Annotated in this window: 12 protein-coding genes; all 12 read left to right on the forward strand. The window is 56.9% G+C overall.

The window, feature by feature from the left end:
* Positions 1-91: 91 nt before the first annotated feature.
* The 12 genes from HMPREF2999_RS05400 to tyrS all read left to right on the forward strand — a co-directional run bounded on the left by HMPREF2999_RS05400 (position 92) and on the right by tyrS (position 15,383).
* Positions 92-1,012, forward strand: coding sequence for a cation diffusion facilitator family transporter (locus tag HMPREF2999_RS05400; protein ID WP_005507873.1), 921 nt, complete (start codon positions 92-94; stop codon positions 1,010-1,012).
* A gap of 18 nt (positions 1,013-1,030) precedes the next feature.
* Complete coding sequence (locus HMPREF2999_RS05405; protein WP_070674039.1) at positions 1,031-1,846, forward strand: DUF421 domain-containing protein; 816 nt, start codon at positions 1,031-1,033, stop codon at positions 1,844-1,846.
* A 16-nt stretch (positions 1,847-1,862) separates the two neighbouring features.
* Entirely contained in the window at positions 1,863-2,345 is a 483-nt protein-coding gene (locus tag HMPREF2999_RS05410; RefSeq protein ID WP_070674036.1) for a (deoxy)nucleoside triphosphate pyrophosphohydrolase, read from the forward strand.
* Positions 2,346-2,656: 311 nt separating this feature from the next.
* The gene (locus HMPREF2999_RS05415) at positions 2,657-3,178 is read left to right on the forward strand and encodes a hypothetical protein (RefSeq protein ID WP_049352677.1); all 522 of its coding nucleotides are present in this window, start codon (positions 2,657-2,659) and stop codon (positions 3,176-3,178) included.
* 236 nt (positions 3,179-3,414) lie between these two features.
* Entirely contained in the window at positions 3,415-4,542 is a 1,128-nt protein-coding gene (pheS, locus tag HMPREF2999_RS05420; protein ID WP_070594156.1) for a phenylalanine--tRNA ligase subunit alpha, read from the forward strand.
* Between the two features lie 3 nt (positions 4,543-4,545).
* Complete coding sequence (gene pheT / locus HMPREF2999_RS05425) at positions 4,546-7,116, forward strand: phenylalanine--tRNA ligase subunit beta (protein WP_070674034.1); 2,571 nt, start codon at positions 4,546-4,548, stop codon at positions 7,114-7,116.
* Between the two features lie 192 nt (positions 7,117-7,308).
* Entirely contained in the window at positions 7,309-8,085 is a 777-nt protein-coding gene (locus HMPREF2999_RS05430) for a hypothetical protein (protein ID WP_070674031.1), read from the forward strand.
* Between the two features lie 397 nt (positions 8,086-8,482).
* Positions 8,483-8,968, forward strand: a complete 486-nt coding sequence (locus HMPREF2999_RS05435; protein ID WP_005507137.1) for an arginine repressor — start codon at positions 8,483-8,485, stop codon at positions 8,966-8,968.
* Positions 8,969-9,118: 150 nt separating this feature from the next.
* Complete coding sequence (locus HMPREF2999_RS05440) at positions 9,119-10,723, forward strand: AMP-binding protein (protein WP_070674029.1); 1,605 nt, start codon at positions 9,119-9,121, stop codon at positions 10,721-10,723.
* A 134-nt stretch (positions 10,724-10,857) separates the two neighbouring features.
* Entirely contained in the window at positions 10,858-11,433 is a 576-nt protein-coding gene (locus HMPREF2999_RS05445) for an adenine phosphoribosyltransferase (RefSeq protein ID WP_070674026.1), read from the forward strand.
* A gap of 184 nt (positions 11,434-11,617) precedes the next feature.
* Positions 11,618-13,912, forward strand: coding sequence for a HelD family protein (locus HMPREF2999_RS05450; RefSeq protein ID WP_141757044.1), 2,295 nt, complete (start codon positions 11,618-11,620; stop codon positions 13,910-13,912).
* Between the two features lie 166 nt (positions 13,913-14,078).
* Complete coding sequence (gene tyrS, locus HMPREF2999_RS05455) at positions 14,079-15,383, forward strand: tyrosine--tRNA ligase (RefSeq protein WP_070674023.1); 1,305 nt, start codon at positions 14,079-14,081, stop codon at positions 15,381-15,383.
* The last annotated feature ends 665 nt before the right edge of the window (positions 15,384-16,048 follow it).

Here is a 16,048-nt window from a genome sequence, read left to right on the forward strand (position 1 = left end):
GTTTTGGGCGGTTCGCGGCTGTGGCATAGCGGCGGGCCGCCTTAGCCTCATAGGTTTTAGAGTTTTAGTTTAGGGCTGAGAAAGGGAAAATATGTCTGCTCCTTCTGGTCATTCGGGTTCGGGCGCGATTATTGCCGCGCTGGGTGCGAATCTGGGTATTGCGGTGCTGAAGTTTTTGGCTTTTGCGCTGACTCGTTCTTCGTCGATGTTGGCGGAGGCTATTCACTCGGTGGCTGACTCGGGTAATCAGCTTTTGCTTCTTCTGGGCGGTCGCGCTTCGCAGAAGCAGGCTGATGAGGAACATCCGTTTGGTTATGGCCGTAACCGCTATATTTACGCGTTTATTGTTTCGATTATTATCTTTGCCCTGGGTGGCTTGTTCGCTCTGTATGAGGGTTATGAGAAGCTACATGACCCGCACGGTATTACTGAGTGGCAGTGGGTTCCGGTGGCTGTTCTGGTTGGTTCGATCCTGCTGGAGGGTAATTCGTTCCGCGTGGCGGTGAAGGAGTCGCGTGATCTGAAGGGCAAGCAGAGCTGGATGCGTTTCTTGCGTACTTCGAAGAACCCGGAGCTTCCGGTGCTTCTGCTGGAGGATGCGGGTGCGCTGCTGGGTCTGATTTTCGCGCTCTTTGGCGTGGGTCTGACTCTGTTGACCGGTAATGGTCTGTGGGATGCATTCGGCACCCTGGCTATTGGCGTGCTGCTGGTCTTTATTGCCGTGTTCCTTGCGGTGGAGATGAAGTCTCTGATTTTGGGTGAGGCGGCTTCTCCGGAGGATTTGGCGAAGATTCGTGCGGCGATTGAGGATGGCGATAGCGAGCGCATTATCCACATTAAGACCGTGCACTTGGGTCCCGAGGAGATTCTGGTGGCGGCGAAGATTCGTATTCACGATGCCGACACCGGCCGCGCTGTGGCTGATGAGATTGACGCGGCTGAGGTTCGTATTCGCGAGGCTGTTCCTGCGGCACGCATCATTTATCTGGAACCGGATATTTTCCGGGCCTAGCTCTAGGAGATTTTTGTTATGACCGTTGAGATGATCGTTGATGGTTTGCTAAAGATTTTCGTTGGCCTGATCATTCTTTTGGTGTACCTGCGTCTGACTCACCGTTCTCAGGCGGGGCACCAGACCCCGATTGATACCATCGGTAACTTTGTCATCGGTGGTGTGTTCGGTGGCGTGTTGTACAGCAAGCAGATTAGCCTGTTCTACTTTGTCATCTACATGGTGTTTACGCTGTGCATGATTCAGCTGCTGAACGTGGCGACCACGAAGATTCGTTTTCTGCATATGGCGGTGCGTGAGCAGCGCGTGCCGGTCATTACGGATGGCGATATCGATATTAAGAGCTTCCAGCAGGCAGATGTGGTTCTTGATCCGATGCGCCTGATTGCTGACCTTCGTGCGCAGGGTATTTACGACCTGGAAGACATTGAGTTCGCTCAGATTGAACCGAACGGTGCGCTGAGCGTGATCCGTAAGGGTGACGGTGTGCCGAACTTTGCTCTGATTGTGAAGGGTAGCTTGGTCACTCGCGATATCGCGGATGCGCACAAGACCGAGGATTGGGTGTACCTACAGTTGCGTGCCGCTGAGGTCGAGCTTGAGGATGTCTTCCTCATGGAGTTCAAGAACGGTAACCGCCTGCTGATTCTGCTGAATGACGGCACTAATATTCGCCGTGAGGTAGCAGAGACCTCGAATATGAATGATGAGGCAGAAGAGTGGCAGGAAGGCGTGGAGGAAGCTCCTGAGCCTGAGGATACTGGGGATGCCGAGAAGGAAGTATCGGAGCACGCTGCTGAGGACGCGCATCCGATGAAGGATTCTAAAGCGTAGAAGAAGGTAGAGAAAGATGAGTGAAGTGTCGCCCTCGTTTGAGGTTCAGGTGGTTGGCGCCGCCGTGGTTGATTCTTTGGAGGCTCCGACCCGTATGCTGGTGGCTCAGCGTTCTGAGCCGCAGACTGTTGCCGGCATGTGGGAGTTCCCGGGCGGTAAGGTCGAGCCGGGGGAGAGCTGCGAGCAGGCGCTGGTGCGTGAGCTGAAGGAGGAGCTGGGCGTGCAGGCGCGTTTGGGTGCTGAGGTGCCCGGCGCGTACCCGCAGGGCTGGCGTCTGAGCGAGCGTCTGGCGATGCGCGTGTTCTTTGCGGAGATTCTTTCGGGTACTCCGGATACTTTGGAAGATCACAGTGCTCTGCGGTGGATGCCGTTGCCGAAGTCTAAGGATGACGCGCAGGCGTATGATGACCTGCTGGGTTTGCCGTGGATTCCGGCGGATTTGCCGATTGTGGAAGCGCTCCTGCAGCAGCTGCAGGACACTGGCACTGGCGAGGCGTAGACCCAAGATCTGACCTAATGCTCTGCGCTAGTTCGTTGCGAGGCTAATTCGCCGTTGTGTGACACGTTTGCGGCAGCAACAGGATAAATTTTCTCTATCTTTTTTGACACTGTGAAGGCGGGATTCCCTGTGGGGAGTCCCGCCTTTATTCATATTTTGAGGGTGATTTATGCGCCAGGTGATTCTGACTTGTGTATTTGTTGGGGAGGGGATTTTGTCATATATGGGTTCGACACGGATACATACTTTGGAAACCAATCGGTAGGCGGGTAGTATTGAGGGAGAAATCACATACGTATTGGGAGACAATGATGACTGCTCAACCCCCGTTTGATCCGGGTGCCTACCGCTCCGACGCGGTTCCCTCGGACACTCAAGCTATTTATATTCAGGAAGGCGGCGCTGAGCCGCGCGGAATTCTGTTCCACTCGCCGACCAAGCACCCGAAGATTCTGCGTCTGCAGGAGATTATGATTGTCTCCGCGCTGCTCTGCTTGATCCACGGTGTTATTTCCTCGTTCGCACCGGATAACCTGTCCCCGCTGAAGGGTCTGCCGGAGGTCGGCGTTGCAGGCGGTATCGGCCTGCTGGTTGTTTCTGCGGTTGTGTACATTTGGGTGTACTTCACGATTCAGAAGGGCAAGCGTCTGGGCCTGACTGTCGGTCTGATTTTTGCAATTCTGGGTGCGTTCGTGGCGATCCTGTCTCTGATTGGTAATGTTATTGACGCTCAGCGCTACGGCTTCGTGCCCCTGTACGCGGCATGGTTCATTGCGAACGTGCTGTGGATTCGTGCTTCTTTTGACCCGGCTGTGAAGCAGGCTCTGAAGTAAGTACAACCCTTCAACACTGTTGTTGAGGCTATATACCTAAGAACGCCCGGATGGACTATCCGGGCGTTCTGCTGTTTACGCTTCCTTCTCTGGTCTAAAATGGATAGGATATGCGCCCGTCGCCTTCCCCCTGTTCCGCACCTTGTGCGGGTAGCCGGGGGAGAGCAGACGGTGCTGCCTAAGGTGTATAACGAGCCAGCCGGCATAGTGCCGGTGGTATGCAGAGAAGAGTGACAATGACCGATTCCGTGCAGGAACACGAGGGTCTTAACGGCCCGGCTCAGGTTCTCGCCCGCATTGCGCAGGTTCTGGAGGAGAACCCCGAGAACGGTTTGGACGCTATCCGTGAGGCTTTTGAGGCTGAGCGTGAGCGCGCCCGCCAGGAGATTCGCGAGAAGGCTAAGGACTTTGACAGCCTCAAGGAGGTGCGCCTGAGCTTCTTCGGTGAGAAGGGCATCATGAGCATCGCTAACCGCCAGATGCGTGATCTTCAGAACCAGCACAAGGGCCCGGTGGGTAAGCTGATGGGTCAGGCTCGTGCAGCCCTGACTGAGGCTATTGAGGCTCGTACCGCTGAGCTGGAGGCTGAGCGTGAGGCTCGCATCCTGGCTGAGGAGGCTGTGGATGTTTCTGCTGCGTCGCCTCGCCGTTCCCTGGGCGGCCGCCACCCGATTGCTCTGATGCAGGAGCGCCTGACTGATATTTTCGTCGGTATGGGTTGGGAAGTTGCTGACGGCCCGGAGCTGGAGTCTGAGTGGTACAACTTTGACGCTCTGAACATTAAGCCGGATCACCCGGCACGCGAAATGCAGGATACTTTCTACGTTGAGCCGAAGAACGCTCACCTGCTGCTGCGCACTCACACGTCGCCGGTGCAGATGCGCTCGCTTCTTTCGCGTGATTTGCCGCTGTACATTGTGTGCCCGGGCCAGGTGTACCGCACCGATGAGCTGGACGCGACCCACACCCCGGTCTTCCACCAGATTGAGGGCCTTGCCGTGGATAAGGGCCTGACGATGGCTGACCTGAAGGGCACCCTGGAGTACATGGCACGCGCCATGTTCGGTGAGGACGCTAAGATTCGCCTGCGCCCGAACTTCTTCCCGTTCACTGAGCCTTCCGCTGAGCTGGATTTGTGGCACCCGAATGCTAAGGGTGGCCCGCAGTGGATTGAGTGGGGCGGCTGCGGCATGGTGAACCCGAATGTTCTGCGTGCTGCGGGTATTGATCCTGAGGAGTACTCGGGCTTCGCCTTCGGTATGGGTATTGAACGTACCCTCATGTTCCGTAACAACGTCGCTGACATGCATGACATGGTTGAAGGCGACATCCGTTTCTCTGAGCAGTTCGGGATGGAGATCTAAATTATGCGTGTACCCCTGTCATGGCTGCGCGAGTTCGTGCCTGTAGCCGAGGATGCTTCGGCTGAAGATTTGATGGCGACCCTGGTGAAGGTTGGCCTGGAAGAAGAAGACGTTCACCGCCCCTCTGATGAGCTGTCCGGCCCGATTGTGGTTGGTCAGGTGCTCTCTATGGAGCCGGAGACCCACTCGAACGGCAAGACCGTGAACTGGTGCCAGGTGCGTGTGGTTCCGGAGGGCCAGGAGCAGACTCTGACCGGTAAGGGCATTGAGCCTTCCGGTGTTCAGGGCATTATTTGTGGTGCCCACAATTTCGTACCCGGCGACAAGGTTGTTGTGACCCTGCCCGGCGCTGTTCTGCCCGGTGGTTTTGAGATTACCGCTCGTAAGACTTACGGTCACAAGTCGGCTGGCATGATTGCTTCGACTCGTGAGCTGGGTATTGGCGATGATCACGGCGGCATCCTGGTGCTTTCGACCCTGGGCCTGGACCCGGAGCTTGGCACCGATGCGATGGAGCTGCTGGGTCTGTACGATCAGGCTGCCGAGGTGAACGTGACCCCGGACCGCGGTTACGCGTTCTCTCTGCGCGGTATTGCTCGCGAGTGGTGCCACGCTACCGGTTCTTCCTTCGAGGATTTTGTGCTGGCGTACGGCGAGCGCGCCCCGGAGGCTAACGACGCCGGTCACCCGGTTGTTCTGCGTGATGACGCCCCGATTCACGGTAACCCGGCATGCACTCGTTTCGTGATGCGTGAGGTGTCGGGTGTGAAGGCGGATGCGCCGGTTCCGACCTGGATGTCTTCGCGTCTGCGTCTGGCGGGTGTGCGCTCGCTGTCGCTGCCGGTGGATATTTCGAACTACGTGATGCTGGAGACCGGTCAGCCGCTGCACTTCTACGATGCTGACAAGGTTCAGGGTGAGATTGTGGTGCGCCGCGCCGTAGCTGGTGAGAAGCTGGTGACCCTGGATGGCGTTGAGCGTACTCTGCACCCCGAGGATATTGTCATTGCTGATGATTCCGGCGTGATTGGTCTTGCCGGTGTGATGGGTGGCGCCTCGACTGAGGTGACCGATTCGACCACCCGCATTCTGGTGGAGTCTGCTCGTTTTGATGAGGTGTCGGTGGCTCGTACTGCTCGCCGTCACAAGCTGATTTCTGAGTCCTCGAAGCGTTTTGAGCGTGGCGTGGATCCGCAGATTCAGGCTGCTGCCGCTCAGCGTGCGGTTGAGCTGCTGGTTGAGCTGGCTGGTGCTCAGGTTGAGCCGGGTGTTACTGATGTGTCGCTCGGCTATGAGCCGGTCGTGATTGACCTGCCTGCTGATTACACTGCTGGTCGTATTGGCGTGGATTACTCGCCGGAGCAGATTGAGTCTTGCCTGCGTGAGATTGGCTGCTCGGTGGAGCGTACCGAGTCTGGTTACGCGGTGACTGTCCCGTCGTGGCGTACTGACCTGCGTGCGAAGGAGGACCTGACGGAGGAAATCGCACGTATTGACGGTTACGAGAACATCCCCTCGACTCTGCCGGTGGCTCCTGCGGGTCGCGGTTACACTCCGGAGCAGGCGGGTAAGCGTCGTGCGCTGAACGCGCTGGCGGCTTCGGGTCTGACTGAGGTTTTCGCGTACCCCTTCGTGTCGGCTGATGCGAACAACCTGTGGTCGGCTCCGTGGGTGAGCACCCCTGAGAACCCGGTGACTGAGGTTCCTTCGGTTCGCCTGGAGAACCCGATTTCTTCGGCTGAGGGCTGGATGCGCCGTTCGCTGCTGCCGGGCCTGGTTGAGGTTCTGAAGCGTAACCTGTCTCGCGGTTTCAAGAACCTGGCTATTTTTGAGGCGGGCCACGTGTTCATCCCGGGTGAGCAGCTGGGTTCAGAGTCCATTCCGCCGCTGGGTGCTCGTCCTTCGGATGAGGTTCTGGCTGATCTGAACGCCGGTATTCCGCAGCAGCCCACTTTCGTTGCTGGTCTGTTTTCAGGTACTGAGCACGAGGCGATGCCGGGTGCCGCTCCGCGCGCTTTCGATTGGCGTGACGCTCTGGATGCTGTGCGTCTGGTTGCTGACGCTGTTTCGGCTGAGATTCAGGTCCGTAACGGTGTGCACACTGCGTTCCACCCGGGCCGTGTGGCTGAAGTTCTGAACGCTGCCGGTGAGCGTGTTGGTTTTGCTGGTGAGCTGCACCCGAAGCTTCTGCAGGAGCTGAACCTGCCTGAGCGTACTTGCGCGTTTGAGCTGGATTTCTCGGCGCTGTTCGCTGGTCGTGTTGAGGCGCGTCAGGCTACTCCGGTGCTGACTTTCCCGGCTGCTACTCAGGATGTGGCGCTTCTGGTGGACCGCGATCTGCCTGCTTCTGAGGTGGAGCGTGTTCTGCGTGAGGGCGCTGGCGAGCTGCTGGAGGACATCCGCGTCTTTGATGATTACCGCGGTGTCGGTATTGATGAGTCGAAGAAGTCTTTGGCGTTTGCTCTGCGTTTCCGCGCGCCGGATCGTACGCTGACTGCTGATGAGGCGTCGGCTGCTCGTGAGGCTGCTGTGGCTGCGACTGTTGAGCAGCTGGGTGCGGAACCGCGTGTCTAACCGGGTCTAACCCTATGGCGTAACGCCTAATGCTGACGGGGTGGGAGTTGTTGGCTCCCACCCCGTAGCTTTTGGGGTTGCGTGGTGGGTTTACCTGTTGGGTTGGTTTATGAAGCGTTGATAAGCGCTTTCAGTGGTGAACTCATGTGGTTATGGGTACCCTAGAAGATAGATGAAGTGAGGGAGAGAGTAATGGCTAATCGAGAGAACTCGCGCGAACAGGATGAGCTGTCGCAGTCTACTGAGGTCGAAGAAACCTACTTTGAGGATTCTGAGTACGAGGATTCTGAATATGAGGAGTACGACGAGTACGACGAGTACGAGGATTACGATGATGAGGAAGAGAACTCCTCCCTTTTCGCGATGAGTGATGAAGAGCTGGATGACCGTCCGGGCGTGAACTGGCTGTCGGTTCTTTCTGCTGCTGTCGCGGTTATTCTTTCCATTGTTTTGGCTATTGCGGGTGTCCGTGCTTTTGCGTCGGTGAATAATAACGCCGAGTATGCCGGTAAGAGCTGGGTCATTCAGGGCACCTACCAGGATTTGACTCCTGACCTGATTACGAAGGGCAATGTTGCTCGTTATAAGGGCAACTTGCCGGCTGATGACGCGCTGAATGGTAAGACCTATGTGTCGAACCTGAAAGATAAGTATCAAGTGACTTCGGGTGCTCCGATTGAGTTCCGTGGTTCGCAGACTGGTGATGTTCCTTCCGAGTTCCCGCGTGAGGTGGATGGCCTGTTGGTGGAGAAGGGCGGCACTCTTGAGGTTGTCTACACCGCTGAGAAGGGCACGTTGAAGCCTGTGACTGAGGACAGCGTGAATGCTGAGCGTTTTGCCGGTATCGCAAGTATTGTTGGTGCGGTGCTGGTGCTTCTGCTGGGTCTGGGTTTTGCTGTGTGGCTGAACCGCCGTTCGCGCGATGTCGAGTATGAGGACCTGGATGGTCTGGTGGAGGATGAGCGCTAGGCGTTTCTGAATCTTGAGGATTGACCGGTTGACGTTTTGTTGAGGAGCCTGTTTCCGGCGCACGTTGTGTTGCTGGAGGCGGGCTCCTTTTTTGCGTTCGCCTGCCGGAGGTCTCTTGACTGGTGCGGCGCACCAGCCAACAATGTTCTTGCACGCTATGCATTCATTGCGAGGTTATGCGCCCGAATGTGTAGATACACGCTACATTCGCGGCGTTTTGTGTGACAGCTGGTGAGATAAACCCTGAAAATTCCCCCATATCTTGGAATAATCCATATTTGGCGCGCATATTTATGTGCATATGTATTATCTTGGGTAGTAAAGAATGTTGCGCTGCGCCACCGTTGGGCAGCTCCGTTCTGAATTCGTGATTGGCACCGTAGGAAGAAGAGATATTATGCCTTTCCCCTCGACCAAGATCGCGCGTCAGGCACGCATCGTTGAATTGTTGCAGACCCGACGTGTCCGCTCCCAGGCTGAACTGGCGCAGTACCTGACCGATGATGGTATGAAGGTTACTCAGGCGACCCTTTCCCGTGATCTTGTTGAAATTGGCGCTGAGCGCATCCGTGATGAAGGCGCCGGCTTGATTTATGCTGTGCCGAATTATCCTGCTCGTCGTGGCGGCGGCACTGCACCTGATGCCCGTATGATTTCCCTGTTCAAGGAGCTGCTGATTACCGCTGAGGGTTCGGCGAATATTACGGTTCTGCGCACTCCTCCGGGTGCTGCGCAGTTCTTGGCTTCGTCTATTGATCAGGGCGGTCTTGAAGCGATTATGGGCACTATTGCCGGTGACGATACGGTAATAGTGATTACTCGTGACCCCAATGGTGGGGCTGCGCTTGCCGAGAGCTTCTTGGACTGGTCTGCTGCTCAGTAGTAGTTGGGGCGTATCTTGCGCTGTTCTTCTGATGTTTCGGGGGAGCGGTTGAAGGTACGCCCTTCTGCTGTCTTCGGGCTCTTTTGTTGGCTTCTAGCTCGGCTTCTCTTTTCTAGATATACCGAATTTTTGTGGTGAGAGTTTTCTATCATGTCTGAAATGCACGATTCAGCGAACAATATTGCCTACCTTTTGGCGGAGGCTGCTTCTGATTCTGGGGCTAAGGCGGCTTTGACGATTCCGACTTCTAACTCTGCTGATATGCAGGTGGTGAGCTACGCGCAGTTGGCAGCTGCGGCCGCGCAGGTTCAGCGTCATGTGGCGGCGCTCGGTGTTGAGCGTGGTGACCGGGTGGCGTTGTCTATGCCGAATGTGGCGTTGATGCCGGCGTTGTATTACGGCATTGTGGCTGCGGGTGCGATTTGTGTTCCGTTGAATCCGCTGTTGTCGGGTGCTGAGCTGGAGTATCATCTGCGCGATAGCGGGGCGAAGGTGCTTTTTGCTTTTGCGGGTACTCGCCTGGCGTCGGAGGCAACCTCGACGGTGCCGGTGAAGAACGGTTCGGTTCGTTGCGAGATTTTCACCGGGGGAGAGGGCTCACCGGTGGCTCCTTTTGATGCGCCTGCCGATAGCGCGCTGTCGGATGCTGTTCCGTCGGCTGCTGTTCTGGAGCCTGTCCCGGTGGCGGCGAGTGATCCGGCGATTATTCTCTACACTTCGGGTACGACGGGCAAACCTAAGGGCGCGACGCTGACTCACGCGAATATCCTCTCGAATGCTCGTAGCTGCGTGAGCGTTTTTGGTTTCACCGCTGAGGACGTTATTTTTGGTGGTCTTCCGCTGTTCCATGCGTTTGGTCAGACGGTGTCGATGAACGCGGCGTTTGCGGCGTCGGCTACGGTGGCTTTGCTGCCGCGTTTTACCCCTGATGGCGCGCTGAATCTGATGGAGCGTGCCGGGGTGTCGGTGTTGGCTGCGGTCCCGAGCATGTATGTGTCATTGGTGGCGGCGCTGGAGGCTGAGCCTGAGCGTGCGCGCTCGCTGCGTGGTCGCATCCGGTTCGGCATTTCGGGCGGTTCGCCGCTGCCTGCGCCGGTGCATTCTGCGTTGAAAACGCTGATTGAGTGCCCGGTGTATGAGGGCTACGGTTTGAGCGAGACTTCGCCGGTGGTTTCGTTTAACCAGGCGGAGTTTGGCATGGTGCTCGGTTCGGTAGGTCGTGTGCTGCCGGGCGTGCAGGTGCAGGTTCGTTGCCCGGAAGGTTCCGAGTGCGCGCCGGGTGTGAGTGGTCAGCTGTGGGTGCGCGGTGAGAATGTGATGGCTGGCTACTGGAATAATCCTGCGGCTACTGCTGAGGTTTTTGACGGTGAATGGTTTGCGACCGGCGACGTTGCTCGTGTTGATGAGCAGGGCAATATTTTTATTGTGGACCGTATTAAGGACATGGTTCTGCGTAACGGCTATTCGGTGTATCCGCGTGAGATTGAGGATGTTCTCTATACCCATGAGCAGGTGCAGTCGGTAGCTGTGTTGGGTGTGCCGGATGAGCGCGTGGGCGAGGAGGTTGTCGCCGTGGTGATGCCGCGTCCGGGTGCGGATGAGGGTGTGCTGCAGGCGGAGCTGAATGCTTTGGCTCGTACTCGTTTGGCGGCGTATAAGTATCCTCGCCGTTACGTGATGGTGGAGAGCATGCCGCTGGGCCCGACCGGTAAGATCCTCAAGCGTGACTTGCGGGTTTCGATTCAGCGGAGCTAATCCCGGCAGACGGTTCTTAGCGCTGTTCTGAGGACAACCGCGGGCGAAGAGGGTAGAATCTTGTAGGCGGCTTCTACCGCGTTATTGTTCCCGGGTGTTTTTTTCGGGACTATCCCCTTCACGAAAGAGAGAGCATGAGCGTTCCCGCTTCTGAGGCTTCGCGAACCCCTATCGAGCAGTTGATTCCGGCTGCTTGCGCTACGATTCCGAATTACCCGCACGAGGGCATCCTCTTTTACGATGTGACCACTCTCTTCGCTAATGCTGAGGTTTTCAAGGCGTGCATTGATGAGCTGGCTACCCGTTTTGAGGGTCAGTTTGATGTGGTGGCTGGTGTTGAGGCTCGTGGCTTCTTGCTGGCTTCTGCGCTCGCGTACGCTACCGGTACTGGTGTGATGACGGTTCGTAAGGCGGGTAAGCTTCCGCGTGAGACGTACCGTGAGGAGTATGCGCTGGAGTACGGTAGCGCGGCGATTGAGATTCACTGTAATGATTTCGCACCGGGTACTCGTGTGCTTCTGCTGGATGATCTGCTGGCGACTGGCGGTACCCTAGTGGCTGCCGCGAAGCTGGTGGAGCGTGCGGATCTGAAGGTTGCCGGCGTCGGCGCTCTTCTGGAACTGGAGGGCCTGGGCGGTCGTGAGGCGCTGGACGGTTACCGTCTTGAGACGCTGAGCTTGGTCTCTGAGTACCCGCTGCCGTCGAAGTAGTTTTATAGATGTGGAGGTGCCCCGCCGGTTGGTCCGGTGGGGCACTTTTCTGTGTATGCTTGGGCGGGTTTTCTACGGGGGTAATATTTCGGCGCTGCGGAGCCTGTCCTGTAAAATAGTGACCCGTATTTTTGGGTGCCTGTCGCACCCTGTCTTTGAGACACCATAGGTTTAAGGAGCTTACGTGTCATCTGAATCTTTGCCCCAGCAGTCTGCTGATTCTTCGGCGGCTGAGAAGCTGTTTGCTGAGCAGATGGCTGCGGAGCGTGAGTATGTTGCTCGCGTGTATGCCCGTCTGGATGAGCTCCGTGAGGAGACGGCTGAGAAGCTGGCTGCTGTGCGTAAGAATCAGGCGGTGGGCGGTCATCAGAACCGTTCGGAGCGTGACTCTTTTGCTACTCACTATGAGGATCGTTTGGCGCAGCTGAATGCTGTGGATTCTCGTCTGACCTTTGGTCGCCTGGATATGGACCGTGAGGGCGCTGATGCGGTGCGTTATATCGGTCGTATTGGTATTACGGATAGCAATCAGCAGCGTCTGCTGATGGACTGGCGTGCCCCGGAGGCGGGTACGTTCTATCAGGCGACTGCTTTCCACTCGATGGGTGTGCGCCGCCGCCGTCACCTGATGCTTGAGGGCCGCACTGTCGTAAATATTGAGGATGAGGTCTTCGATTCGGAGATGCTGCAAGATGAGGACACCCTCCACGGTGAGGGTGCTCTGTTGGCGGCGTTGAATAAGAAGCGTACCGGCCGTATGGGTGATATTGTGGCGACGATTCAGGCAGAGCAGGATGCGATTATCCGCTCGGAGCTGCCGGGTGTGCGTGTTGTGCAGGGTGGCCCGGGTACCGGTAAGACTGCTGTGGCGCTGCATCGTGCGGCGTACCTGCTGTACACGAACCGTGAGCGCCTGTCGAAGGCTGGCGTGCTGGTGGTTGGTCCGTCGAATTCGTTCATGTGGTACATCGAGCGTGTGCTTCCTTCGCTGGGTGAGACCGGCGTGGTGATGGCTTCGTTGGCGACCCTGTACCCGGGTCTGCGTGCTGTGCCTGAGAAGGACCGCGCGGTTGCCGCGTTGAAGGGCGATTTGCGCATGGTGAAGGTTATTAAGCGTGCGGTGGCGGATCGTCAGAAGGTGCCGGCTCAGGTTCAGCGTCTGAACGTTGAGGGTACTGATGTTGAGCTGACTCCGGAGATGGTTCGTTCGGCTCGTTCTCGTGCTCGTTCGACGGGCAAGCCGCATAATGAGGCTCGTGAGACGTTCGTGAAGATTCTGTTGAAGGAGCTGACCGCGAAGCTGGATGATCAGCTGAACCGTGCGGCGGGTCGTGTGGTGGAGCGTCCGTATCTGCAGGATGATGTGCGCGCCTCGATGGATGTGCGCCGTGCCTTGAACCTGGCGTGGATGCCGCTGTCGCCTGAGACTCTGTTGCGCTCGCTGTTCTCGAAGCCGCATTACCTGGAGTCGGCAACCCGTGAGCTGTCGAAGGCCGAGCGTGCTCTGCTGGCTCGTCCTGCGGATGCACCTTTCACCGAGGCTGATGTTCCTCTGCTGGATGAGGCTGCTGAGCTTCTGGGTGATTTTTCGAAGGTGACCGGTGCGGCTGCGGCGGCTCGTGCTGCGGCGGAGCATCGTGCGAACCTTGAGAACGCTGCGAAGGCTCTGGAGAATGTTCACCAGTCGCTGGAGGATATTGGCGCTGATGGCGTGATTACTCCTGAGCAGATTGCGATGATGAATGAGGTTCGTGGCGAACGTATGACTGCTGCGGCTGCGGCTTCTGCTGATCGTACGTGGGCGTATGGCCATATTGTGGTGGATGAGGCTCAGGAGCTTTCACCTATGCAGTGGCGTTTGCTGATGCGTCGTTGCCCGATGAAGTCGTTCACGATTGTGGGCGATATTGCTCAGGCTTCTTCTGCGGCGGCTGCTTCCTCGTGGTCGCAGGCGTTGGAACCGTTTGTGGGTGAGCGTTTCACCCTGGAGGAGCTGACGATTAATTACCGTACTCCGGCTCAGATTGCTGAGGCGGCGGTGTCGGTCGCTCAGGCCGCTGGTTATGAGGTGTCTGCACCTCGTGCGGTACGTGAGGGCAAGTGGCCTCCGCTGGTGCATGAGGTTGCCGCCGAGTCTGTTGTGGAGCAGACCGTGTCTGTGGTCAGCGAGGAGGTCGCTCATTCGGGTGGTGCTCTGATTGGTGTGGTGTGCCCGCCGAGCCTGTATGTTCAGACTGCTCAGGCTGTGGCTCGTGCTCATGCTGATCGTACGGGTACCGCGCAGACCGCCCTGGAAAATCAGGTGCTGGTTCTGACTCCGTGGGAGGCGAAGGGCCTGGAGTTTGATGTTGTGGTGATTGTTGAGCCGCAGCAGCTGATTGATGATGCTGATGGTGCTGTGGGTGATTTGTACGTGTCGATGACTCGTCCGACTCAGCGCCTGCACATGGTGGGTTCGCGGATGCCCGCGGGTCTGTAGCCTTGCGGCTCGTGTAGCCTCTATCTGTTATTTCTTTGAGCCGGTGCCACACCGGTTTGGGCGCTCGCCTGGGTTTTTCTGAGCGTTTGTGCCGGTGCGGTGCTAGGCTTGTTACATATTTTGTTCGAGCGCCTTCGGGCGTTGTTACCTTGTGAATGGGAGAAGCATGTCTGCCGAGATCCTCAACGCGCAGCATAATGACGATACCTTCGAGAATATTTGGCAGGAGCTGAAGTGGCGCGGCCTGGTGCACGTGAGCACCGATGAGGCTGCCCTGGAGAAGGCGCTGAGTGAGGAGACCCTGACTTTCTACACGGGTTATGATCCGACCGCGGCTTCGCTGCACCTGGGCCACCTGGTGCAGCTGCTGGTGATGCGTCGTCTGCAGCTGGCAGGTCACAAGCCGCTGGGCCTGGTGGGTGGTTTCACCGGTCTGATTGGTGATCCGCGTCAGACGTCTGAGCGTGTGCTGAACTCTCCTGAGGTTGTTGCTGAGTGGGTGAAGTCCCTGCGCGCACAGATTGAGCGTTTCCTGTCTTTCGAGGGTGAGAACGCTGCTCGGATGGTGAATAACCTGGACTGGAGCGGTCAGATGTCTGCTCTGCAGCTGCTGCGCGATGTTGGTAAGCACTTCCGCGTGGGCACTATGGTGAAGAAGGAGATTGTGGCGAAGCGCCTGAACTCCGACGAGGGCATTTCGTACACCGAGTTCTCGTACCAGATTCTGCAGGGCCTGGACTTCCTGGAGCTGAACCGTCGTTTCGGTTGCACCCTGCAGACCGGTGGTTCTGATCAGTGGGGCAACCTGACCAGCGGTACCGAGCTGATCCGTAAGGTCGAGGGTAAGAGCGTTCACGCTATTGGTACCCCGCTGATTACTAACTCTGACGGCACCAAGTTCGGTAAGAGCGAGGGTAACGCTATTTGGCTGAACCCGCAGATGTGCTCGCCGTACGCGTTCTACCAGTTCTGGCTGAACACCGCGGATGCGGATGTTGTGGATCGTCTGAAGGTGTTCACCTTCCTGACTCGCGCTGAGATTGCTGAGTTCGCCGAGAAGGTTGAGAAGGAACCGTTTAAGCGTGAGGCTCAGAAGACTCTGGCGTACCTGGTGACTTCGCTGGTGCACGGCACCGAGGCTACCGATCAGGCCGTGGCTGCTTCGGAGGCTCTGTTCGGCAAGGGTGATTTCGCTGCTCTGGATGAGGCTACCTTGGAGTCTGTGGTTGCTGAGCTTCCTTCGGCTAAGCTGTCCGAGGACCGCCTGGATATGATTTCTGTTCTGACTGAGCTGGGCTTTGCGAAGTCTAACTCTGAGGCTCGTCGCATTCTGAAGGAGGGCGGCGCTTCGGTGAACGGCGTGAAGGTTCAGGGTGAGGACGCAGCTATTTCTAAGGATGATCTGCTGCACGGTCGTTTTGCGATGGTTCGCCGTGGCAAGAAGAACCAGGGCGCTGTAGAGCTGATCTAATACAGAGCTGGTTTAGTCTTCTCGATACATATAGATGGGGAGGGGTTCTTTTCTGCTGAGTGTTTAGTGCTGAGTATTCAGTACCGAATGTTCGGTGGGGGAGTGCCCCTCCTTTTCTGTTCCCTATATACGTTCCCTTTATATACAGAGCCCCTCCGTCAGAAGGGGCTCTTCTTGTATCGTTCTGCTGCCCTCTGGCTCTGGGTTTTCTTGGTTTGTCTTTGTTGACGAGGGCTTTAGGCGCCTTTCGACCCTGTTTTGGGGCTCCCGAGAGGGGAATTCGCAGATTTTTGAGGTTTCTAGAAGTTTTTTGAAGATTTTTTGCCACCCATAAAACGCACTGACTAGGTGTTTTACTGTCTGGAAGGGTGTCTGGGACCCCTTCAAGGCCCTGTTTGTGTCCTACTTCACCCCATTTCGGGTTGCAGGGGCGTTTAGGCATCTGTATAGTTGTATGAGTCGCCGCGGCGAGGAGGAAAAAACGAAGAACTTCTTCGGTGTTTCTCCTAGTCAGAAGCGGTTGAATATCTTTCAATTGTATAGTGTTTTGGTTTCTTGCTTAGAAGATTCTTGATCATCTGGATGGTGATGTTGGAGGAGTTTAGGAAAGAAACTTTGTGGTGCGAATCACGGAAAACGGATTTGCACGGCACACAAAACGCTGG

It is taken from the genome of Rothia sp. HMSC066H02, assembly GCF_001814995.1.
Lineage (GTDB): Bacteria > Actinomycetota > Actinomycetes > Actinomycetales > Micrococcaceae > Rothia > Rothia mucilaginosa.

What these genes read in the sequence shown, in the direction of transcription:
- HMPREF2999_RS05405 (WP_070674039.1), top strand. Translation starts at nt 1,031, where the DNA reads ATGACCGTTGAGATGATCGTTGATGGTTTGCTAAAGATTTTCGTTGGC.
- HMPREF2999_RS05400 (WP_005507873.1), top strand. Translation starts at nt 92, where the DNA reads ATGTCTGCTCCTTCTGGTCATTCGGGTTCGGGCGCGATTATTGCCGCG.
- HMPREF2999_RS05415 (WP_049352677.1), top strand. Translation starts at nt 2,657, where the DNA reads ATGACTGCTCAACCCCCGTTTGATCCGGGTGCCTACCGCTCCGACGCG.
- HMPREF2999_RS05410 (WP_070674036.1), top strand. Translation starts at nt 1,863, where the DNA reads ATGAGTGAAGTGTCGCCCTCGTTTGAGGTTCAGGTGGTTGGCGCCGCC.
- pheT (WP_070674034.1), top strand. Translation starts at nt 4,546, where the DNA reads ATGCGTGTACCCCTGTCATGGCTGCGCGAGTTCGTGCCTGTAGCCGAG.
- tyrS (WP_070674023.1), top strand. Translation starts at nt 14,079, where the DNA reads ATGTCTGCCGAGATCCTCAACGCGCAGCATAATGACGATACCTTCGAG.
- HMPREF2999_RS05435 (WP_005507137.1), top strand. Translation starts at nt 8,483, where the DNA reads ATGCCTTTCCCCTCGACCAAGATCGCGCGTCAGGCACGCATCGTTGAA.
- HMPREF2999_RS05430 (WP_070674031.1), top strand. Translation starts at nt 7,309, where the DNA reads ATGGCTAATCGAGAGAACTCGCGCGAACAGGATGAGCTGTCGCAGTCT.
- HMPREF2999_RS05445 (WP_070674026.1), top strand. Translation starts at nt 10,858, where the DNA reads ATGAGCGTTCCCGCTTCTGAGGCTTCGCGAACCCCTATCGAGCAGTTG.
- pheS (WP_070594156.1), top strand. Translation starts at nt 3,415, where the DNA reads ATGACCGATTCCGTGCAGGAACACGAGGGTCTTAACGGCCCGGCTCAG.
- HMPREF2999_RS05440 (WP_070674029.1), top strand. Translation starts at nt 9,119, where the DNA reads ATGTCTGAAATGCACGATTCAGCGAACAATATTGCCTACCTTTTGGCG.